The following is a 21,725-nucleotide window of genomic DNA, read 5'->3' on the forward strand; positions in this document are numbered from 1 at the left end:
GCCTTGTCAGTTACTGACAAGGCTTTTTTATTTATAAATATATTTTTTAGGGACTCTATGAGAAATTCGAGTGAGTAATTCATAGTTGATAGTATCCATAAATTCAGCAACTTTTTCTACCGCGAGGTTTTCTCCCCAAAGCTCGACACTATCGCCTACGTTTACTGATTTGAGATTGGTCACATCTACAGTGATCATGTCCATAGAAACACGACCTACTATTGGCGCTAGTTCACCGTTAATCCATACGGGAGTACCGGTTTTAGCATTTCTAGGATACCCGTCCGCATAGCCTATAGCTATAGTCGCTATTTGTGATGGACGTTGTGCTTGCCATGTTTCACCATAGCCAACGTGATCACCTACTTGTAGCTTTCTTATTGCAATAATGCATGATTGTAATGTCATTGCTGGAATTAAAGTCACAGGCAAATTGCCGTTAGCAGTAGGAGTCGCACCATAAAGCGCGATACCTAAACGGTTATAATCGCCAAAGCTTTCTTGCCAGTTAATTATTCCGGCTGAATTTGCCAAGCTTAATTGGCATTGGTAGGATTTTGCTAATGATCTTAAAGCTGATATTTGCGTTAACGTTTTAGCATTGTTCTTTTCGTCTGCGTTGGAAAAATGAGTACATAACACAATACCTTGTTGTTGTGACTCGCTTAACTTATCCATTACTTTAGCAACTTGTTCGGGCATAAAGCCAAGACGATTCATACCAGTATCAACTTTTAACCACAGTTTTCCTTGATGAGCTGGAGAGCATTGTATTAGCCAATCAATTTGTTCGTTGTTGTGTAACATTAACCAAAAGTTATGGTTTTGGGCAACGACAAAATCTTGTGGCGCAAAGGGGCCTTCTAAGATTAATATTGGCGAAGTAATACCCGATTCTCGCAAAGACAATGCCTCATCAATAAATGCGACAGCAAATGCAGGAGCGTTATTATCTAATTGTTTTGCAACCAACGTGGCGCCATGGCCATAGGCATTGGCTTTAATTACCGCAATAGTTTCACTTTCGGGAGCTAGTGAATCCATTTCTCGGTAGTTATGCTCAATGGCTGTTAAATTAACAATGGCTTGGGTTTGTCTAGACTGATAACTCATATTGATTTTATTAACGATATTCAGCGCGTTACCTTTAAATTTATTAGAGTATATCACGCTTGTTTTATTAAAAGGTGAGGATATATTCTTTGTAAAGATATTTTACCTTTATATCAAAAAGAGAAATGAATACCATATTATAAATTGTTACTAGATATAAATTATTCTGCTATTTGTTGTCGTTTGAATATTTTATTTGTAGCTAGGACTGAGTAAAAATGCGACTTTTATCATTTTAAACTGACGATTATTTGTTGAGAAAATTATTTTAAATAACTATAAAGTGTATCGATATCAATGCTGCTCAGCATTCACTCTATAGGTGCATTAAGGTATAATCAGTGAAAGTAATTTCAAGTAACTGCATAAGCAAAATTTAATTGAGAATCTAAATGACAGGCAATTCAGAACAACTTTCTTTAATTCAAGAGTTAAAATCAGTCGTTGGTGCTAATTTCACACTGACAGAAAATTCAAAAAAACAAGCATACACCAAAGGCTTTAGATTTGGATCTGGTGACGCTATTGCCGTTGTTAGACCTGCAACCTTGGTAGAAATCTGGCAAGTCCTTAAAGCATGTGTGGCTGCAGATGTTGCCGTTATTATGCAAGCAGCTAATACGGGATTAACCGGAGGTTCAACACCTAACGGTAAAGATTATGATCGCTCAATTGTCATTATTAGTACTATGCGTATTGATAGTATTCATCTCATTGATGATGCCAAGCAAATCATTGGATTAGCAGGCAGTACCTTATTTGGTTTAGAAGACGTACTAAAACCCTACGGCCGAGAACCACATTCAGTCATTGGCTCGTCTTGTATTGGCGCCTCTATCGTCGGTGGTATTTGTAATAACTCTGGCGGCGCATTAGTCCAACGTGGACCTGCCTACACTGAGCTTTCAATTTATGCGCAAATTGACAGTGAAGGTAATTTATCGCTCGTTAATAATTTAGGTATTGATTTAGGCGATAGCCCTGAAGAAATCTTAACTAATTTACAACAGAAAAACTTTTCAGATAAAGATGTTGGTTTCCCTTCAAAGCGAGCTTCAGATAACGAGTATCATGAACGCGTTAGAGAAATAGATGAAGATACGCCATCGCGTTACAACAATGATGGTCGTCGTTTATATGAATCTTCAGGCTGTGCAGGTAAATTAGCCGTATTTGCAGTACGGATGGATACATTTGCAATCCCTGAGAAACAACAAGTATTTTATGTCGGTACTAATGATCCTGCTGTCCTTGCTCAAATTCGCCGTGATATATTGTCTAAATTTAAATCGTTGCCGGTATCTGGTGAGTATTTACATAGAGATTGTTACGATGCATCAAAGAAATTCGGTAAAGATTCATTTTTAGTAATTGATAAGTTGGGCTCTAAATATATGCCTAAAATGTTTTCAATTAAACGTACAGTGGATCGTATTGCTGATAATTTAAAATTCTTGCCCAATAAATTTTCAGACCGCATGATGCAATATATGAGCTATTTATGGCCGAATCACTTACCCAAACGCATGGAAGAATATCGAGATAAATATGAACATCATTGGATCATTGAAATGAGCAATGAAGGTGTGGATGAAGCCAAAAGCTATTTTGATGAATTTTTCGCTTCAAATGAAGGAAATTATTTTGAGTGTACCGAAGAGGAAGGTAAAAAAGCCATTTTACATCGCTTTGTAGCAGGTGGTGCTATTGGCCGTCAACAATTGATGAATAGTAAAGAGCTTGGCGCTATCATGACTATCGATGTCGCCTTTCCTCGTAATGAAAAAGATTGGTTTGAAACATTACCTGCAGAGTTAGATGATTTGATTGAAGTTAAGCTTTATTATGGTCACTTATTCTGTCATGTTATGCACCAGAACTATATTTTGAAAAAGGGTGTTAGTGCTAAAGAAGTGAAAGATCAAATCTTAGCAACATTCGATGCCAGAGGGGCAGAATACCCTGCTGAGCACAACGTTGGTCATGAGTACTTTGCAAAAGACGACTTAAAAGCCTTTTATAAAGAGCTAGATCCAACTAACAGTTTTAACCCAGGTATAGGTAAAACTTCTAAATGTAAACACTGGCATTAAAAAATAATAAGGGACTTTATGAGATTATATCCATTTACATTCACCGCTCTTGCAGCATTAAGCACATTTGCGCCAATAGCAAATAGTGCTGAGTTGTTTAAAAATGAAAAAACATCGATAAGCTTAAACGGTAATTTATCGATTTATTATTTAAATAATGGTGAAGTAGAAGAAATTAGCGATGGCTTTTCCCGTTATATGTTTGATATGTCTCATAACCTTAAAAATGACTGGCAGGCGTTAGCTAAATTAGAGTGGGGCGTTCAAGTCTCCAACACGGATGATAAGATTATAGTTAACCATAATGGTTTAACGAGCACAGGCCCCACGTCTGACACTACTTGGTTAAGGCAAGGTTATGTCGGTGTATCTCATAATGAGTATGGTAGCTTCACACTGGGTAAACAGTGGGGCACCTCTTATGATTTAGCTGGCTTAACTGATATTTTTGAAATATTTGGTGCAGAAGCCTCTGGCACTTATAACTTTGGTACTGATGGCGGTTTTTCTGGCTCAGGTAGGGCAGAGCAAGCGATGCAATACCGAATCAAGTATCAAAATGTAAGTTTTGCATTGCAATATTTAGCGTCTGAGGATGAGTTATATACAAGCGGTGAAAATGGTGAAGATTTTTCCGCCATACTAAACTTTAATAATGCTTATGGTATGTCGATAATGTACCAAACACCTTATGATATAGGGCTCGGTCTAGCCTATAACAAAGCGAAATTAAGTTTGGGAGCTAACGGTGAGACATCACGTAGTTTTGACGATGAGTTGATTACAGCATCAATAACATATCGCTCTCACAATGATCTCGGTTTACATGTAGCTGTGGTTTATTCAGACATGACTAATCATGATATCAATGATGTTGGTCAACTCATGAATAAAGCGAAAGGAATAGAAGTTTTTTCAGCCTATCGCTTTGACAATGATATTTCGTTGATTTTAGGGTACAACTCATTAGAAGATCGTTCTTCAATTAACATCGGCTCAGATGGCTCTTTCCATAAAGAATATTTTATATTAAGTGCTAAATATCATTGGGATGACGATTTTTACTTGTACATTGAAAGTAAAGTTGATGACTCTACTTTAGCAGAAACAACCACCAGTCTTGCTGAGGATGCCACAGGTATTGGCATGATGTTTACTTTCTAAGAGCGTGAGCCATGGCTGATGATAAATTAATCACCTTGTTAAAAATATCCATTGGCCTTGGTTTGTGCTTACTCGGTTTAGGCATTTATTTTCATAACTTTAGTGATTATATCGAATCTTTAGGCGTTACAGGTATTATTATCAGTGCAGCATGCATTGCTTTAGGCTTAGTTTTCTCTTTACCAACCAAAATGTATTTAACCTTTCTTTTGGTTAAACGAGAAGCAGAACAAGCCTCTCTTTCTCATAAAGCAACAACTCACTCAGATAAAAAGTAAAAAATCCCCTTAAAAGCATTATTTACCCTACATAATCATTGATTTTCGTGTAAAATCATCAGCATTTTTTAAGTCTATTTACTAAACGTATATTTGTATGACTACAAAGTGCGTTTTTAGTCCCGTTTTAGAGGAAATCATGAGTTTAGACACTACCACAATAGATGGCATAGTTGCGCAAGCTGAAACAGCTATCAGTGAAGCCAGCGATCCTAATGCGTTAGATCAAGTACGCGTAAATTTTTTAGGTAAAAAAGGTTTATTTACAGAGCAAATGAAAGGCTTAAGTAAATTACCCAAAGAAGAAAAACCTAAAATGGGACAAATCATTAATATTGCTAAGCAAAAAGTCCAAAAGTTACTTACTGAACGTGGTGAAGTACTTCGTGCTGCTGAAATTGCTGAAAAACTGGCTGCAGAGTCTATTGATGTAACGCTTGCTGGTCGCGGTACTGAAGTTGGTGGTTTACATCCTGTTTCTCGTACCATTGCTCGTATCGAAAGTTTCTTTGGTGACTTAGGCTTTGAAGTAAAAGCAGGCCCTGAAGTTGAAGATGATTATCATAACTTCGATGCTTTGAATATCCCTGAGCATCATCCTGCACGCCAAGATCATGATACGTTTTATTTTAATCCTAAATTAGTCTTACGTACTCAAACCTCAGGTGTACAAATTCGAACCATGGAAGTTGAAAAACCACCACTTCGAATTATCTCTCCGGGCAAAGTGTACCGTAATGATTATGACCAAACTCATACACCTATGTTCCATCAGGTTGAAGGTTTAATGGTTGATAAAGACGTCAGCTTTACTCACCTTAAAGGTATTTTACATGACTTCTTACATCACTTTTTTGAAGAAGAAGTAGAAATTCGTTTCCGCCCTTCATATTTCCCATTCACTGAGCCTTCAGCTGAAGTAGATATCATGGGTAAAAATGGTAAATGGTTAGAGGTATTAGGTTGTGGCATGGTGCACCCTAATGTGCTTAAAAGTGTCGGTATTGACCCTGAAGTCTATACTGGTTTTGCTTTCGGTATGGGAGTTGAACGCTTAACTATGTTGCGTTATGGCGTCAACGATTTACGTGCATTCTTTGAAAACGATCTTCGTTTCTTAAAACAGTTTAAGTAGGAAATACTCATAATGAAATTTAGTGAATCTTGGTTACGTGAGTGGGTAAATCCTGCACTTTCTTCTGATGACTTAGCGCATCAAATTACTATGGCTGGATTAGAAGTAGACGGCGTAGACCCTGTTGCTGGTGAGTTTACTGGCGTTATTATTGGCGAAGTGGTTGAATGTGGACCACATCCCGATGCAGATAAATTACAAGTGACTAAAATCAACCTAGGTGATTTTGGTGTTGGTGAAGGGCGTGAAGAAGGTGAATTAGTTGACATCGTATGTGGTGCTAAAAATTGCCGCAAAGGTTTAAAAGTTGCGGTAGCAACAGTCGGCGCTGTATTGCCAGGTAATTTTAAAATTAAAAAAGCCAAGCTTCGTGGCGTGCCATCATTCGGCATGCTTTGTAGTGAGTCTGAAATTGGCTTAAGTGATAGCTCTGATGGCATCATGGAATTAGCATCGGATGCACCTGTTGGTACTTGTGTACGTGAGTATTTAGATTTAAATGACGTAACAATTGACGTTGATTTAACGGCAAACCGTGGCGATTGTTTAGGCATTAAAGGCCTAGCGCGCGAAGTGGGTGTGCTTAACTCTCAATCAGTAACCGAAGTTGAAATAGCTGCCGTTACTCCCAGCATTGATGATGTACGTGAAATTAATATTGAAGCAGGTGAAGCCTGTCCTCGTTATTTAGGACGTGTTATTAAAAACATCAACCCAAATGCGCAAACACCATTATGGATGGTTGAAAAGCTACGTCGTTGTGGCACACGTGCAATTGACCCTGTGGTTGATGTAACTAACTACGTATTACTTGAGCTTGGTCACCCAATGCATGCCTTTGATTTAGCCAAAATAGACGGCAAGGTTAATGTTCGTTTTGCTAACAAAGATGAAAAGTTAACTTTACTTGATGAAAATGAAGTCACCCTTAAAGATAAAACCTTGGTTATCGCTGATGATAGTAAAGCTTTAGCGATTGCCGGTATTTTTGGTGGTCTAGATTCAGGCGTTACCAGTGCATCAACTGATATCTTCTTAGAGAGTGCTTTCTTTGCACCATTAGCGATTTTAGGTAAAGCGCGTCAGTACGGCCTACATACCGATGCATCACATCGTTATGAGCGTGGTATTGATCCAACGTTACAACATGATGCAATGGAACGTGCAACACAATTATTGTTAGACATAGTTGGCGGTCAAGCGGGTCCAATTGTGGAAGCTAAATCAGAGGAAAATATTCCTCAAACTAAGTCGGTGAGTTTACGTCGTGAAAAATTAGACTCTCGTATTGGCCATGTTATTGAAGATGCTCAAGTATCAGAAATATTAACTCGCCTTGGTTTTGACGTGTCAGACACGGGGACTGATCAAGATAAAGTTTGGCAGGTTGTTGTTCCTGCTTACCGTTTTGATATTAAAATCGAAGTGGATTTAATCGAAGAAGTAGCACGTATTTTTGGTTATAACAATATTCCTAATATTTCGCCAAAAGCGACGTTGAAAATGGTTGAGCAAAAAGAAGCTAACCTTTCTTTGGCTAAGTTAAAACAAACCTTAGTGAATCGTGATTATCAAGAAGCGATCACTTACAGCTTTGTTGACCCGAAAGTGCAATCAATAATCCATCCTGAACAAGCTGTGATGACATTACCTCATCCAATTTCTTCTGAAATGTCTGAAATGCGTTTAAGTTTATGGACCGGCTTATTGCAATCGGTTGTGTATAATCAAAATCGTCAACAAAGTCGAATCCGTTTATTTGAAACTGGTTTACGTTTTGTACCTGAAGAATCAGCTGAAAACGGTGTTCGCCAACAAAATATGATAGCCGGTGTTATTTGTGGTAATCGAGTTGATGAGCATTGGGGAATGGATAAAGCAGCCACTGATTTCTATGATATGAAAGGTGATGTTGAAGCACTATTATCGCTAACGGCTAATAGTGATGAATATGACTTTTCTAAAGCAGAGGTTGCAGCGCTTCATCCAGGACAAACAGCTCAAATTACTAAAAATGGTAATTTAGTTGGCTATGTTGGAGCCTTACATCCTGAATTAACTAGAAAATTAGGTTTAAATGGTCAAACTTTTGTTTTTGAACTTTTATTGTCAGAAGTATTAGTACAAAAATTACCCGAAGCCAGTGCTGTATCTCGCTTTCCTGCTAACCGTCGTGACTTGGCGGTAGTAGTAAAGGAAGAAGTTGATGCAAAAAAAGTGTTACAACTTATTGAAAAGGTTGGCGGAAATTATTTAATTGATCTAAACTTGTTTGATGTATACCAAGGTCAAGGCATCAAAGACGGCTATAAGAGTCTTGCTATTGCCCTAGTATTACAAGATATTGAGAAAACGCTTGAAGAAAAAGACATCACAGATGTTATTGATCGAGTCGTTGAATCCTTAAAAACAGAGTTGAATGCATCACTGAGGGACTAAGCAATGGCGCTTACCAAAGCAGAAGTAGCAGAACATTTATTTGAAAAAGTTGGGCTGAGCAAGCGCGACGCAAAAGATATGGTTGAAATCTTTTTTGAAGAAATACGTGAAACCTTAGAAAGTGGTGAGCAAGTTAAGCTTTCAGGTTTTGGTAACTTCGACCTGCGTCAAAAGAGCGAACGTCCTGGTCGTAATCCTAAAACTGGTGAAGATATTCCAATTTCTGCCCGTAAGGTTGTAACCTTTAGACCCGGTCAAAAATTGAAAAGCCGTGTTGAAGATGGTAATAACGACTAGAAAAATAGCTTAATTAGTTACTAATTTTGTTATTTAAATAAACCACATTAATCCAGTGTTAATGTGGTTTTTTATTGCAGAAAATTCACAAGGTCAATTACACTTCATTATTTATCTTAATTGTATTGTTAAAATCGAGTGTATTCTTAACTTTAGCTTTTACAGGCTTAAGTGTCGCTAATAGCTCCTTTGCATCAGCTTTACTTAATGGGGATACTTGGCAATTATGTTCGAAAGCAAGCTTTCTTAACTTGATTGCCAGTGGCGATTGTAATTGTTCAGGTTTGGCATCAACAATTAAAGCGTATTTATGTAAATGATTAACTGCAGTAATATATTGCTCAGCAGAGATAGCCTTTATAAATGCACTCTTTTCTTTTCGGCGCTCTAAATGTGTGATATTAGCGTAAAACGCTATTAAGTGATTTCTATATCGGTATAAAAGACTTATAAAGCCTAATGATATTATGATGGCTAACGCATATTTTAGCGTGTTAATACTTAACGAAAAACCGGTTTGACTCGTGTTATTTATAGCTGGAGAATTTGTTCCTGCCGTTAATGTCAGCTGGTTTATTACCAATGTTTCTAATTCATTTGTTTGAGTATTCCACCAGTAAATGGATTGTTCAGGAATTTGATATTCACCACTGTGTTCAAATATATAGGTAAATGACTCAATTCGTGTGCCAATTAATTCACCTCTGTTTGATTTATCAAAAACTTGCGGCGTTTTTTGGTAAATACTCAAACCTTTGATGTCGGGGTGAGTCAGTGGCGGGATCATCATTGCGGGTGAGTTTTGAGAGCTTATCACTACTTCAACACTAAGAGCATCACCCAGAGCATAGTTTTGCTTGTCATTAAAATCTGATGTTACCTTCAACTCGACTTTTGGTGAAACGATGAAGTTATCTATCCCTACTAATTCCTCTGGTAGCGAAACTACAAAATCTTGTTGTTTGGTATTAATTATTCCTTCTACTATGCCATTGTGCTCAGTATTTACAGAGATACCTACTTCAATTTCAGGTAAAACAAAGTGTCCCGCTCGTCTAGGGTAGATAGTTATTTCTCTGGTTTGTGTCGACCAAGTTTCACCTGACACTCGTTTAGTACCGTTAATGCTAATTTCACTGTTTGCTAAAATTATAGTGTCTGTTAACTCAAAAGCTTTAACTTTAGTGCCTTTGGAAAACCAACGTTGACTGGCTATTTCAATAGTGATGATTAATGGTTGCCCGACAATTTGTTGTTCATTTTGTTTAATTGAAGTTTCAATGGTGAGCTGATTATTTGCTATTAAATCTTCTAATGTTAACGCATAACTTTTCAAGCTTAAGGTCGTTAACGTTAAAGTAACTAAAGCATAGATAACTAAAGTCTTAGCATAATAACTCGAGACTAAATTACTCATGGTTAGGTTATTGTGCATCGGCGCTACCTTTATGTTTTTTCTTTGCTTGCTGTTGAAAATAAAACTTTTGCGACAAGAAGTTTGCAGGATCTTTTTGTACTTGCCTTAGCCACATGTCATTAAGATTGTCATCAAGTAATAATTGCTCTGAGCTTAGTTGCTCTCTTTTTTGTGTTCGTGCTTCTTGTTTTTCAGCGCCATCACCAGTTTGCGGTTCATCACCTAGCTCTTTTATTGACTCGCCTGGCTCAGGTGCCTGGGCTTCAGACATACGGTTTACTTCATCAATAATGGCTTGTACTAGATCGAGATTCGTTTGGGCTGCTTTATAATCAGGATGCTTATCTAGAATACTTTGATATAAATCTCTGGCTTTAAGGTAGTTACGCCCATGCGCTAAGGCATTAGCTTGTGCTAACAGGTTTTCTCTATCGTTAAATTGGCTATAAAGTATAGCTGCGGTATCGTAATCTTCATTGCCATAGGCGCTAAAAGCTTGCCAGTGTATATTAGTAAAGGTTTTACTGGCCTGTTCATATTTCCCGTAATTAAAGAGTATTTGCCCTTGCTGATCTTTAGTGAGCCACAAGTCAATAAACTGATGAGGTTTTATGGCGGTATAGCTAATCAAGCTAATGAGTAATAAGCTTGATAGCAATACTTTATATTTTGTTTTAGCGATTATTACCATTGCAATGTCCAGCCTCTTCTAAACCAAAATAGAAAAATAAAACCAATAACAAAGGTTAGTGGGTAGCCAGAATCAAGCCAAGGCCGGCTTTTATCATCTACTATGACTAAGTTGTGCTCAATATAGCGATTAATTTCTATAACATCACTTTCCTCTATCGTCATGTTGACCAAACGGCCATGACCACTATTAGCAAGTGCAACTAGTTGAGATTGTTGCATGGGAATAATATTGCTTTCGCTATCTAACTCTTCTGGGGGCTTGCCAATCGTCCATACGATTAATTGGTTCCCTTGAAGCTTTTCTTCACTATTAAAATACTGGCTAAATTGTTCACTACTTTGTTGACTTGCACCATCGCCAATCACTAACAATGTACCGGGTACATTAGACGTAGATAATAATGATTGTGTTAGCGGTAAAACACTTTCAACCAGTTTACCTTGTACAGGCATTAATTCACTCGATAGGCTATCAAGAAAGTGTTGAATCATCTTCTGATCATTGGTTATTGGCATTACTACATGAGCTGAGCCAGCATAGGCAATTAATGCGGTTTTTGTGTCGCCCCTAAGCTGAAGTAACTGTAATATTTTTTGTTTCGCCCTGAGTAATCGACTTGGTTGAATATCACTTTGCTCCATGGTGGTGGAAACATCTAACGCGATAACTAACGCAGAATTATTTTCACTAAAAGGGGAGGGTTGTTGCTGCCAAGTAGGCCCCATCAAAACAAGGCATACAGGAAATGAAATGATCAAAGATAATTTCTGTGGTGACAACCAATGATTAGTATTTCCCTTTACTGTCAAGGTATTAAGAATCTTTGGTGACATGACTTTTCGCCACATAGACAAAGTATCATCTCTATTGCCAAAGAAATGTAAAATCAAAAACATAATAATAAAAGTGATGAACCAATATGGTCTCATGAAATGAAAATGCTGCCACTGGCTAAAGTGTAATAATTGTTCTAATTCATTCATTGCCAGCCTCCAACGTATTTAATCTGCTTTTGATGGTTTTACGCTGGATATATCCTCGGTAGTAAAAACGCAAGTTAACTAACGACAAAGAGATAATATAAATCAATACGATGAGCATGATCGGGTAGTGGTGTATGCTGGTTCTGGGTCTAAATGATACTGAATCAAATAACTCAGGCTCCATGACGTTTATCTTGCTGTAAACCTGCTTTAATTCATCACTATCTAGCGCTTGAAAGCTTGCCCCTTTAGTTAGCTCACTCATTTTTTCTAATACGGCTAAATCTACCTTTTCCTCACCAACAGCCGTTGGGTCGCCAATAGCAATAGAGTAAATTTTAATATCATAAGCCGCAGCGACTTTTGCAGCGTCTACAGGCGGTACTTTAGAGGCAGTATCATTACCATCTGTTAATACAATTAAGACTCTGTTTTTAGTTTGTGATTGTTCAAATACGCTAATCGCTAGGCCAATGGCATCACCAAACGCAGTACTTGGCCCTGCCATGCCTATTTCACTTTCCTCAAGTAACGCCAACCAAGTGGTAATATCACTGGTAAATGGAGCCTGCAAATATGGGGCATCACCGAATAAGATTAAGCCCAGCCTGTCATGCTCCCTTCCTTTTGCAAAATTTGCTAACACTTGCTTAACGGCGCTTAATCTATCTACCTTGAACCCATTTTGTAAGGTAAAGTCCTCAACAGCCATAGAGCCTGATAAATCGACGGCTATCATTAAATCTCTGGCAGACTTACTTTGAGTGATGGGTGCGCCTATATGCTCTGGTTTTGCCATTGCGGTGACGATACATAGCCATGTGATTAAAGTAATTAAACGTTGGAGGTTGTTTCTATTTAGCAGTACAGCACCACTTTGCGGCTTTTCACCGGTAACATCCACTAAACGGGCAAAATAAGGCACCTTCACCGAAGATTTCTTTTGTTTATAAACAGGCACCAACCATATAACAAGCAATGGTAAAGGTAGTAAAAAGAAATATAGCGGGTAAGCAAACTCTATGGTGCTAAAGTCAAAGTGTAAGAAATTAAAGCTCATCATATTGACTCCTATGATGATTAATCCACAAGGTCATTTGTGTTATTAATACTTGGTAGTGCTCGGCTTTAAAAGATAAGGAGTCTATAGGCATATACGCGAGTTGATGTAAAAGCTTAGGGCACGAAGTGGTAAAATTACTTTGCTGGCATTGCTGATCAAGCCAGTGCTCCCATTCATCACCACTTAGCTGACTTATGTCGGTACGGCTAAAAGCACAAAGCGCTGTTTTTCTTAATAAGGCGGGTAATTGCTGATAGGCTTTTACATCATTACTTTGCTGACATTGATTTAACCATGCAAGCGCTTCACGTCGATAAGCATTTTGCTGGTAATGTTTATAAGCACGATAGCCTTTTCGTATTGCCAAAATTAATAAGGCAATAGCTAATAATTTCCAGCCTAACGTTTGTGGTAACCAACTAATAGTTTCTGGAGCTTGATTCTCGACTATTTTTTCTAAAAGGTAATTTCCCCATGGCTTTTCAAAAGGGGGAGTTATCGGTGAAGTCTGCATAGAAAATATCATGTCAACGAGCTCCAAAGGCTTTTCTTACTTGACTATCAACAGGTCGCAATGTGTCAATGGATAATAAAGGAATGCGATATTTTTTCGCCATGTCATCATACGCTTTTAGCTGGCGAGCGATTTCTGCCTGATATTTTTTTTGCATGTTTTGATCTGTCGATGAGAATTGAATTTGTTTATCACCATCACTGACAACCATCTGTGGCATTTTGGGTAAATCTAACTCGAGGGGATCGAACACGTGACAGGCAATGACTTCACTATGTTGACGTATTTGTTTTATATGATCTGTACTTTGCTCATTCCAATTGTGTCCATCGCCGATAAGGATGACTAAGGCATTATGACCCACCACCATACGCAATTTATCGAGCATATTATTAAAGGATTCGCTGTCATTGTGCTCAACCTTATTCGATAAATTCAATTGATGATTCTTTTTAACCACCTCAGTTAAGACATTAATAACATGACCACGTCCGCGTTTAGCTGGTACAACTTTTACTTCATGATCATTGTATATAACCGCACCAACGCGATCGCCTGTTTCCACCACCCTCCAAGCCATCAGAGCAGCAAGTTCGGCCGCAATTACTGATTTCATTTTATGACTACTGCCAAAAAACATCGTCATACGTTGATCTATAGCAAGATAAACATTACGCTCTTTTTCTTCGGTATATACCTTGATATGTGGCTTGCCAGTACGCTGAGTAACTTTCCAGTCCATAGAGCGAATATCATCACCAGGGCGGTAATGGCGTAGCTCTTCAAAATTTAAGCCACGACCACGTAATTTAGAAACATGTTTACCGGAAAGTAAACTGTTTGCAGGCTGATTTGGCATAAATGAAAAGCCACGCGTTTTAAATTGTAAACGTCTAAGCTCATTTATATCAGCATAAATTAAGTGTTCATCTTGTTGTTTAGTCATGTGCTTAATCCCTAAGCAATTGATACCTGTCGTAATATTTCATCGATAACATTATCGGCAGTAATCCCATCAGCCATAGCATCGTAACTTAATACTAAGCGGTGGCGTAAGACACTATGAACAATAGCGTTGACGTCTTCAGGATCACAAAAATCTTTACCATTTAACCAAGCTTGTGCTCGCGCGCATTTATCAAGGGAAATGCTAGCACGTGGACTAGAGCCAACTGAAAGCCATTGTTTTAAAGGTGAATCAGCGTAACGCTCTGGCTTTCTTGTTGCCATAACAATGGCGACAATGTAATTAACCATGGCATCGCTCATGTGAATATTGTGAATTTCATCACGAGCGGTGAAGATATGCTCAGGATCGATTTGCTCAAAACTCAACTGACTTTTTTCTTCACTACGAACTAAATTTATAATTTTTGCTTCAGCTTCATCATCAGGATAATCAACGGTGATTTTCATAATGAACCTATCCATTTGTGCTTCTGGTAAAGGATAAGTCCCTTCTTGCTCAATGGGGTTTTGAGTAGCTAGCACCATAAATAATTTGGGAAGTTTATAGGTTTTACCTGCGACAGTAATTTGTCGCTCTTCCATTGCTTCTAATAAAGCAGCTTGAACTTTAGCAGGTGAACGGTTAATTTCATCGGCTAATAATATGTTATTAAACACTGGGCCTTGTTGGAAGGTGAGGGTAGGTTTACCGTTAACCTCCTGATAAACCTCAGTGCCGGTAACATCAGATGGCAATAAGTCAGGGGTAAATTGCACACGACCTAAATCAACACTGAGAGACTTCGCTAAACTTTTTACCGAGCGTGTTTTAGCTGTGCCGGGTAAACCTTCTAGCAGCACGTTACCATTAGTTAGTAGTGAAATAAGCAGTGCATCTACGACATGTTCCTGTCCAATTACAGACTGCTGTATTTGGCTCTTTAATAATTGCAGTGCGGATAAACTTTGGCTCATAGTACTTTCCTTTGATTTATTTGCTTAGTTTTTAAGTTGTGCTCTTAATTGTTCAATAACATTATTCGGAGCTACTTGCGCTAATTTTGTTAAACATTGTTTGGCCTGAAAGGCTTGATGTCGTACTTGCATTTCACATAAAGCGTATAAATGCTGTGGGTTATTACTCAGCGTAAATGCTTGAGATAAAGCTTTATACGCTTTAGTTTTGTTTTGCTGCTCTAAACTCAAACCTAGCACATAAAAATAATGACTATTTTGAGGGGCTAGCTCAGTGGCTAGTGACAAATATGTTGCAGCGGCACCTTTATCTTTTGCTCTTATATAGGCCATAGCTAGTTCAAAAGGGATTTGTGCGTAATCAGGACTGGCCTTAAGGCCTTGTAATAATACCGAGATACTTTCTTGGCTTTGTCCTAATTGGCGATATACTTGGCTTAAATTAATGTAAGCCTGTGCAAAGTTCGCTTCTATTTTCATCCCTTGTTTAAATTCTTTTATCGCCTGTTCAAAATTTCCTTGATAGCTATACACTATACCTTTATTTGAATAAGAAAAACCACGATCATTATTGTATTCTTGACTTGCAAGGTACTCATTTAAAGCAGGCGTTAACTGACCTTGTTGCTCAGGGGTTAACTGTTGCCATAAGCTTGCTAACGTAAACGCCGCAGAAATTCTTATCCCAAGTACATCATCGGTTAGTAGTGGTGATAACAAACGCCACTTTTCACTTTGTAAATTTTGCGCACCGCGGCCTTGAAGTGCAAGTACAGCGCCTAAGCGAATATATTCATTCTCGTTTTTTAACGCTCTGGCAATAGCTATGATGGTATTTGTGTTGGATGTTTCCGCCATTTTAGTTAACGCTGAGGCGCGAATTATTGGAGCATAACTAATGGTTTGTGCTATGCGTGAAAGCTCAGAGGCAACACTTTGCCATTGCTGATTAGATAGTGATAAGTTTGTTGCTGAAAAAACGTTGGCAAAATCTTTCTCTTGCTTGTGAGCGACTCTTTTTTCGGTATCAGGAAACCAGCTGCTTAATTTAGCTAGGCTCCATTGACTATTTTTATCTTCATGGCAACTTAGACAAGTATCTGGAGTGCCTATTTGTAATGCTAAATCTGGACGAGGGATGTGAAAGCCATGGTCTCGGCGTGCATCAATTTCCATATAAGTGGTTTGCGGCATATGACAATTGACGCATTGAGCTCCAGTAGAGTTATTTTCGTGTTGGTGATGTGACTTTTTAGCATAAGTATCTGCTTGGTGGCACTGTAAGCAAAGTGTTTCCACTGGCATCTTCAACTCTACTGAGTGAGGGTCATGGCAATTACTACACACGACACCGTTTTGATACATTTTAGACTGTAAAAATGAGCCATAAACAAAGTCTTCATTGTACACTTGCCCGTCAGCATGATAATTCTCATTGGTTATTAAATCGAGTAAGTATCGCTCTCCAAACGCATTGCCTTCTACATGATTGTTTTTGCTAATTTGTGAGCGGCGGCTGTGGCATTGAGCACAGGTGAGCACCTGTTGGCTGTGGTTGATTTTATTAGCCGTTAACGTGGTACTGCCTTGTTTTGGCTGCCAATGGTTTACTGAAGTGGTTAAGTCTCGATTAAAGCCATAATTTGCTATCGATTTATCTTTTGTCCATTTTATATGCTCGCTTGCAGCGCCATGACAGCTTTCACATGCGACATTTATTTCACTAAAACTGGTGCTATAGCGGTTGTTATCGCTATCGAAATTTTTGCTGACATTCGTTGAGTGGCAATCTGCGCACATGTAATTCCAATTTTGCCCGGTGTTTGTCCAGAAAAACTCCTGATGTTCCTCTGTCATATCAGGATAGAGGTTAAACCAATGTTGCCCACCTTCTTGCTTGGTACGAGAATCCCAAGCGAAGGGGATGAGTTGAACGCGACCATCTTCAAATTCAACCATGTATTGCTGAAGTGGTGTGACACCGAAAGTATATTTTATTTGATAATCGTGAAACTTTCCGTCAGGCCCCTTAATATTGACCCAAAACTCGGTATCCGAGCCATGTTCTTTTTTATAGAAACGATTCTTATCGTTATTTGATATTAGAGTAATATCATTAAAATCACCTAGCATAGTACTATTGGTTGCATGTTGCATTGATTGCTCATGGTGTGAGCCTTGCCATGCTTTATATTCTTGCTGGTGACAAGACTGACACTCTTTGGCGCCAACATAATTTGCCGTGTAAGCGACAACTACTTTCACAAAAAAAATATTAAAAAATAACAATGTGAACAACAATTTTAACTTAACAGCCATTTAACTTTTACTCATTACTAATCTAAAGCCAATATCTGCCATGCGAACATTATTGGTTGCACCATCACGGATGAACACTAAAGATTCATCTGCAGAAAATTCATAACCGCTGCCACGAAGAACCTGCATCGCTTTTTTCTTATCTTTTACTTCAAAACTGCCAACCAAAGGGTTATGAGTGTTTTTTCGCTGATAAGCCGAACGGCTCATGGTATCTTGGCAGAACTCCCAAAGGTTTCCTGTCATATCATAAAGACCTAATTCATTGGGGTGTTTTAGCCCTACAGGGTGACTTTTCTGAACTGAGTTACTGGCATACCATGCAACATCAGCTATATTATTTGAGCCACTAAACTGATAGTTTTTTGATTGATTACCACCTTTAGCTGCATATTCCCATTCAGCCTCTGTCGGTAAGCGAAAATCTTTTCCTGTTGCTTTATTGAGGCGTTCAATAAAAAGTTGGATATTAAGCCAGCTAATATTATTTACCGGGCATCTTAGGCAAGGGAAGTAGCTATAATTCCAGCCCATTACTTGCTCGAATATATCTTGAGTGAGTTCATATTTACTGATGTAAAAACCATCAAGCGTGACTTGATGAGCAGGGCGCTCTCTTTTTCTACTTTTTGGAGAATTAGAGCCCATAGTAAAGCTACCCGCTTCAACCCAAACCATGTCATTTAATAGTTGTGTCAACATATCCTTTGATAACGAGGGTACTGCTTTTTTAAGCGGTTTCTGTGACGCGAAGGCTTTTGAAGCAATTAGGGAAGTGCACAGCAATAAAATACTAATTAATAAATAAAGTCGATTAGTATTTAGTAGAGAGGTTAATGACATTGCAATTAATGATTCTTTTAAAGTTTAGAAGGGAGATAAATAAGGAGTAAAAAGCCATCAAATATTTTGATGGCTTTATAGGCGATTACGCTGTTTTATGGCACAAAGCTTCCTGGTTTTTGACGTTGAGGAAATTCTTTAAAAGTAGCTTTAAATTCTCCAACTTTCATCATCGCAGGGGCCATTAAGAACATATGCTCTGCCCACCATTGTCCGTAACCCTCAGACTCATGGTCCATTCTCTCATAAGGGTCCATTCTTAAATTAAATATTTTAGGAGCGCGTAAAGTAGTCCATGGATTTTGCCAAACTTCTAAGCCATGAGCGCGTTGCTCTTTAAAAACAAATTTATACTGATTAAAGCGCAAACCTACGACATCGCCTGTATCAGAAGAATAAATAAACTCTTCACGAGGACCTTTTTTAGAGGTATCTAAAAAGTGTGGTAAAAAGTTATAGCCATCTAAGTGTACTTTATATTTATTACCACCAACACTGGTACCTTTTTTCAGCTTATTTTTGATTGTTGTATCACCTGCAACAGCTAAAAGTGTAGGCATCCAATCCATCATGGCAATCATTTCATTCGAGACTTGGTTAGGCTTTATTTTTCCTGGCCATTTAACCATCATAGGAACACGATATCCGCCTTCCCAGTTGGTGTTCTTCTCACCTCTAAATGGTGTATAGCCACCGTCTGGCCATAACGCTAGTTCTGCTCCATTATCAGTGGTATACATGACTATGGTATTTTCAGCGATACCTAATTTATCAATTTTATCTAGTAACTGGCCAACATGACCATCATGTTCTGCCATACCATCTGCATATAGACCTTGACCAGTAACGCCATCAGCTTCTGGCTTTAAACGAGTCCAAACGTGCATACGGGTTGAGTTAAACCAAACAAAGAAAGGCTTTTTAGCCGCATGCGCTTTATCAATGAATTTCAAAGCAGCACCTAAAAACTCTTCATCAATAGTTTCCATACGCTTTTTAGTGACGGGCCCTGTATCGGTAATTTTTCCGTCAGCGAATGAATGAATAGCGCCACGAGGTCCAAAACGTTTTTTAAATGCTGGATCCTTTGGGTAATTAGGGTGCTCAGGTTCATCTTCAGCATTTAGGTGGTATAAATTGCCGAAAAATTCGTCAAAGCCATGATTAGTTGGTAAATGCTCATCTTGGTCACCTAAGTGGTTTTTACCAAACTGTCCTGTCATATAGCCATGGGGCTTTAATAACGTGGCGATAGAAGGATCTTTGGTACTAATTCCCTCTTTAGCGCCGGGTAAGCCGACTTTAGTTAGTCCGGTACGCATTGGATGTTGACCAGTAATAAATCCTGCACGGCCAGCGGTACAACTTTGATCGCCATATGAATCTGTAAATAAAATACCTTCGTTAGCGATACGATCTATATTAGGGGTTTTATAACCCATGATGCCACGGTTATAGGCGCTGATGTTAAATGGTCCAATATCATCCCCCCATATTGCGAGAATGTTCGGCTTTGATGTATCGGTTGTTGCTAGCACTGAGCTAGAGGCAGCAATTAAGCTTATTCCTAGTAGCGCTTTAAACTTATTTTTCATTAACATGCTTGAATCCCTTTGTTTTTATACCAAAAATCGATGTAAATAAAACTTTTTAATCTTAAGTTAGTTGTATGTAAATGCAAGTGTTTTATTGCTTTGTTTACCAGAAAAGATACCATGTAGCGGTGTGGAAATGATTGTTTAAAAATGAAAAAGCCTAAACTAAAATAGTTTAGGCTTTACTATGTAAAGTATCTTTTGATTAATTATTTAGGGAGTTTTTCCATTAATTGATCATAAGCACCCACGATGGACCAAGTGCCAGCTCTTTGACTAGGAGGGTATTCAGAAAAAGTTTGTAAGAATTGCCCTGTTTCGTCTAAACCGCGATAAACGTGAGGTACTTTATCCAAATACCAATCCCAATAGGTATTAGAATTTAATTCAGCGCGGCCCCATGGGTCGCGACGTAAATGAAATAACTTAGGTAAACGTAACCAACGCATTGGCTCGCCCCATAACTTCATGGTTTTAGCGGTATTTTCAGCATACATAGTCTTCCAGTCACCGATCCGAATAGCAACAGGTTGGCCTTCATCACTTAAATAGTGAAATATTTGGCGAGGGCTTTCTTTTGTTTTACCTGTTAAATAAGGCAACATGTTATAACCATCTAAATGTATTTTAGGCTGCTTTTTACCAAAGCGACGTTTGCCATTTAGCATATCATTCTTAAGCTTTGTATCTCCTGTGGCAGCAGCTAAAGTCGGCATCCAATCAAGATGAGCCATCATCTCATTAGAAACTGTACCTGCTTTAATCTTACCTGGCCAGCGTACTAGGGCAGGAACTCGATAGGCACCTTCATAAGTAGTGTTTTTTTCACTTCTAAATGGCGTTATACCTGCATCAGGCCAAGAGTTAAAATGTACGCCATTATCGGTAGAGTAGAAAACAATAGTATTATCGGCAATTTTTAAGTCATCAAGCTGATCTAGCATTTTACCGAATAACTCATCGTGGGCAACCATGACATCGTTATAGACACCTTGACCTGATTTACCAACATTTTCTGGGCTAATATGCGTTCTAAAGTGCATGCCTGTAGTATTCATCCACACGAAAAAAGGTTGTTTCTTTTGAACCGCTTTATCCACAAACTTCATCGCCGCAGCAACAAACTCTTTATCTGTGGTTTCCATACGTTTACGTGTTAGTGGGCCGGTGTCTTTAATTTTTCCATCAGCAAAGGAGTGTAATACACCTCGAGGGCCAAATTTTTTCTTAAACTCCGGATCTTTAGGGTAATCGGGATCTTCAGGCTCTTCTTCGGCATTTAAATGGTAAAGGTTTCCAAAAAATTCATCAAAACCATGATTGGTAGGTAAATGTTCATCGCGATCACCTAGATGATTTTTACCAAATTGTCCGGTGGCATAGCCTTTGGTTTTCAACATTTCAGCGATGGTGATATCTCTGTCTTGTAAACCTTCCTTAGCGCCAGGTAAACCTACTTTTGTCATACCGGTTCTTAAGCCTGATTGACCTGTGATAAAAGTCGAGCGGCCAGCAGTACAGCTTTGATCGGCATAATAATCGGTAAACAACATGCCTTCTTTAGCAATTCGGTCAATATTAGGGGTTTGATAACCCATAATGCCATGACTATAAGCACTGATATTTGTACGGCCAATATCATCGCCCCAAAATATTAAGATATTGGGTTTTTCTGCGGCACTAACAGTTGCAGAAGCAATAATGCTTACGCCAGCGAGTAACATTTTAATCTTGTTTTTCATTTCCATGGTTTACTCCTTTTTTACCTGAAGTTAATCTAACAACCTGTCAATTCTATTGACTTCATTTGATTTTTCAACATAAATGTAAATAAGTTGTATGGCTAATGTTATAA

At 38.4% G+C, this 21,725-nt stretch carries 18 protein-coding genes; 6 read left to right on the forward strand and 12 right to left on the reverse strand.

The features are described 5' to 3' along the window. Positions 1–27: 27 nt before the first annotated feature. Positions 28–1,113 (reverse strand): alanine racemase, encoded by a 1,086-nt coding sequence (alr, locus tag AC27IF_RS14495; protein WP_487055052.1) that lies wholly within the window; start codon positions 1,111–1,113, stop codon positions 28–30. A gap of 392 nt (positions 1,114–1,505) precedes the next feature. On the opposite strand from alr, the gene dld reads away from it, so the two are divergent. The 6 genes from dld to AC27IF_RS14525 all read left to right on the forward strand — a co-directional run bounded on the left by dld (position 1,506) and on the right by AC27IF_RS14525 (position 8,519). After that, positions 1,506–3,206 carry a D-lactate dehydrogenase gene (gene dld, locus AC27IF_RS14500; RefSeq protein WP_487055053.1) on the forward strand — a complete coding sequence of 567 codons (1,701 nt, stop codon included), beginning with the start codon at positions 1,506–1,508 and terminating at the stop codon, positions 3,204–3,206. A gap of 18 nt (positions 3,207–3,224) precedes the next feature. Next, complete coding sequence (locus AC27IF_RS14505; protein WP_487055054.1) at positions 3,225–4,370, forward strand: porin; 1,146 nt, start codon at positions 3,225–3,227, stop codon at positions 4,368–4,370. 11 nt (positions 4,371–4,381) lie between these two features. Further along, complete coding sequence (locus AC27IF_RS14510) at positions 4,382–4,648, forward strand: hypothetical protein (RefSeq protein ID WP_487055055.1); 267 nt, start codon at positions 4,382–4,384, stop codon at positions 4,646–4,648. A 139-nt stretch (positions 4,649–4,787) separates the two neighbouring features. Next, positions 4,788–5,783 (forward strand): phenylalanine--tRNA ligase subunit alpha, encoded by a 996-nt coding sequence (pheS, locus tag AC27IF_RS14515; RefSeq protein ID WP_487055056.1) that lies wholly within the window; start codon positions 4,788–4,790, stop codon positions 5,781–5,783. 12 nt (positions 5,784–5,795) lie between these two features. Continuing rightward, on the forward strand, positions 5,796–8,222 hold the full coding sequence (gene pheT / locus AC27IF_RS14520; RefSeq protein WP_487055057.1) for a phenylalanine--tRNA ligase subunit beta: 2,427 nt from the start codon (positions 5,796–5,798) through the stop codon (positions 8,220–8,222). A 3-nt stretch (positions 8,223–8,225) separates the two neighbouring features. After that, on the forward strand, positions 8,226–8,519 hold the full coding sequence (locus AC27IF_RS14525; RefSeq protein ID WP_487055058.1) for an integration host factor subunit alpha: 294 nt from the start codon (positions 8,226–8,228) through the stop codon (positions 8,517–8,519). A gap of 97 nt (positions 8,520–8,616) precedes the next feature. On the opposite strand, the gene AC27IF_RS14530 is transcribed toward AC27IF_RS14525, so the two are convergent. The 11 genes from AC27IF_RS14530 to AC27IF_RS14580 form a co-directional block, all read right to left on the reverse strand. Further along, positions 8,617–9,954: a hypothetical protein gene (locus tag AC27IF_RS14530; RefSeq protein ID WP_487055059.1), complete on the reverse strand. Its 1,338-nt coding sequence runs from the start codon at positions 9,952–9,954 to the stop codon at positions 8,617–8,619. Continuing rightward, positions 9,944–10,627 (reverse strand): tetratricopeptide repeat protein, encoded by a 684-nt coding sequence (locus AC27IF_RS14535; protein ID WP_487055060.1) that lies wholly within the window; start codon positions 10,625–10,627, stop codon positions 9,944–9,946. Before AC27IF_RS14535 ends, AC27IF_RS14530 begins: the two co-directional genes overlap by 11 nt. Beyond that, entirely contained in the window at positions 10,621–11,613 is a 993-nt protein-coding gene (locus AC27IF_RS14540) for a VWA domain-containing protein (RefSeq protein ID WP_487055061.1), read from the reverse strand. Before AC27IF_RS14540 ends, AC27IF_RS14535 begins: the two co-directional genes overlap by 7 nt. Next, entirely contained in the window at positions 11,606–12,676 is a 1,071-nt protein-coding gene (locus tag AC27IF_RS14545) for a vWA domain-containing protein (RefSeq protein WP_487055062.1), read from the reverse strand. The genes AC27IF_RS14540 and AC27IF_RS14545 overlap by 8 nt, the downstream gene beginning before the upstream one ends. Then, the gene (locus AC27IF_RS14550; RefSeq protein WP_487055063.1) at positions 12,663–13,202 is read right to left on the reverse strand and encodes a DUF4381 domain-containing protein; all 540 of its coding nucleotides are present in this window, start codon (positions 13,200–13,202) and stop codon (positions 12,663–12,665) included. Before AC27IF_RS14550 ends, AC27IF_RS14545 begins: the two co-directional genes overlap by 14 nt. Position 13,203: 1 nt before the next feature. Further along, positions 13,204–14,136, reverse strand: coding sequence for a DUF58 domain-containing protein (locus AC27IF_RS14555; RefSeq protein WP_487055064.1), 933 nt, complete (start codon positions 14,134–14,136; stop codon positions 13,204–13,206). A gap of 11 nt (positions 14,137–14,147) precedes the next feature. Beyond that, positions 14,148–15,113 (reverse strand): AAA family ATPase, encoded by a 966-nt coding sequence (locus AC27IF_RS14560; protein ID WP_487055065.1) that lies wholly within the window; start codon positions 15,111–15,113, stop codon positions 14,148–14,150. 24 nt (positions 15,114–15,137) lie between these two features. Next, entirely contained in the window at positions 15,138–17,378 is a 2,241-nt protein-coding gene (locus AC27IF_RS14565; RefSeq protein WP_487055066.1) for a multiheme c-type cytochrome, read from the reverse strand. Positions 17,379–17,432: 54 nt separating this feature from the next. Beyond that, positions 17,433–18,134, reverse strand: a complete 702-nt coding sequence (locus tag AC27IF_RS14570) for a formylglycine-generating enzyme family protein (protein WP_487055067.1) — start codon at positions 18,132–18,134, stop codon at positions 17,433–17,435. A 236-nt stretch (positions 18,135–18,370) separates the two neighbouring features. Beyond that, positions 18,371–19,876 (reverse strand): arylsulfatase, encoded by a 1,506-nt coding sequence (locus tag AC27IF_RS14575; RefSeq protein WP_487055068.1) that lies wholly within the window; start codon positions 19,874–19,876, stop codon positions 18,371–18,373. Between the two features lie 203 nt (positions 19,877–20,079). Next, positions 20,080–21,618 carry an arylsulfatase gene (locus AC27IF_RS14580; RefSeq protein ID WP_487055069.1) on the reverse strand — a complete coding sequence of 513 codons (1,539 nt, stop codon included), beginning with the start codon at positions 21,616–21,618 and terminating at the stop codon, positions 20,080–20,082. Between the last annotated feature and the right edge of the window lie 107 nt (positions 21,619–21,725).

The organism is Colwellia sp. KS18-150 (assembly GCF_057551365.1).